Origin of the sequence: Lactococcus ileimucosae (assembly GCF_943193185.1) — a bacterium.
Taxonomy (GTDB): domain Bacteria; phylum Bacillota; class Bacilli; order Lactobacillales; family Streptococcaceae; genus Lactococcus; species Lactococcus ileimucosae.
Map to the genome: position 1 here is coordinate 1 of NZ_CALPDE010000052.1, position 1,534 is coordinate 1,534.

At 36.5% G+C, this 1,534-nt stretch carries 1 protein-coding gene and 1 pseudogene; both read right to left on the minus strand.

Annotated elements, in window-relative coordinates:
* Positions 1-1,043: Rib/alpha-like domain-containing protein (locus NFR51_RS10645; RefSeq protein ID WP_251713615.1), on the minus strand; the 1,043-nt coding region annotated here is incomplete at its 3' end.
* Positions 1,044-1,276: 233 nt separating this feature from the next.
* A pseudogene (locus NFR51_RS10650) lies at positions 1,277-1,534 on the minus strand (hypothetical protein); the annotation flags it as partial.

Here is a 1,534-nt window from a genome sequence, read left to right on the forward strand (position 1 = left end):
ACCGGTACCTTCCATTCGTAAGTTGTACTTTCTGGAAGATCGCCCTTGTTAGAGATTCCGTCTTCAGCTTTTGGTGTTTCGTTCAAGCCTGTATTAACATTTTGACCTTTTGGTTCGTATTTCTCTGCGTCAGACTCATCAACTGAAATAGTAACCTCCACATCTTGTGTTGTTCCATCCGGATAGTTCACAGATACTACTCCAGTAACTTTGTGGTCGCTCCCTGCTTCAGGGCTAAAGTTTGGTTTTTCCTTCCAATCATAACTAACAGGAGCAATGGCTGTATCAAACTCCTTTAATTCAGCTGTATTTGCAATCGCATCAATAGCATTGATTTCAGTCCCCCACGGCGTGTGAAGATTTTCTTTAGCTTTAGCTCCGACTACATTGACTTCCATTAGCCAAGTTACAGTTCTCCTATTATTGAGAGATGCGCGTAACCTAGCATAAACATCATCACTAGCTACATCAACTACCGGAGTATCTGACCATTCATAGCTGGCCACATTTTCATTTAAAACATCTTTTAAGGCTTGCCCTTCATAGACTGTACCATCAGATAAAGTTAACTTCTTGATAATCGTGTTTTCAACATATTCCCTAGTCAGCAAATCATTGATTGCATCAATATCTTGATTAACATGTAACGTCGGCTTATTAAATTCAATCTTACTACCTTTAAGATCTACTGGTACAGCCGCAAAGAGTTTTGGTTGCTCTTTTATTATAGGTTCATTGTTTTGAATAGTTGTATCATTTGTTCTGCTAATAGCATCAGATTGAATCGTAGTTTCTGGAGTTCCATTGGCTTCTGAAACTTCTTCTGCTGTAACAATCGATTTTTCCAAATTTGGTTCTTCATTGCTAGAAAATGTTTCAATCGAACTATCATTCACTTCCTCAACTGTTTGCGTTGAAGTTTCATCAGCTGAAATAATTACCGCTCCTATGGACATAGAAAGTGAAAAAAAAGTTCCGATAAGAACCGAAGCTACTCCCACAGTGAGTTTTTTAATCGCAAAACGTTGACGTTTTGGAGTCATTCTCTCCTCTTGTAATTTCTTAGTTCTTTTTGATAACATCCCCATACCTCCTAATTAATTTAATGTGAAAAAATGAATTTCTTAGTTCGACCGATACATAATATAGCTTAACATTTTTCCACTATGAAAGCAATAGTCTTTCTCATTTATCATAGAAATTTCATATTTTATTTAAAATACTCATAAATCTCAGCAATACTTTATTTTATAAATTTTACTTCTATATCACTTGGCTATGAAGACTTTAATTGTTGCGCCAGTTCCTTATCTCGAGCTACCAACTCCGATATTTTACCCTTAATCTCATGTTCAAGATTTTTAAACTTTTCACTCGTTTGTTTCACTTGACTAAGTTTATATTGATAGATTTGTGTAGGAGTATCCACAATAGCCTTATGAGTGAAACCTGCCTCCTCAAGCGCTTCATAAACTTCCCAATCCTCAAGATAATCTCCTAATTCTCGTGCTTCCCGCACTGTTTCCTCCCATAA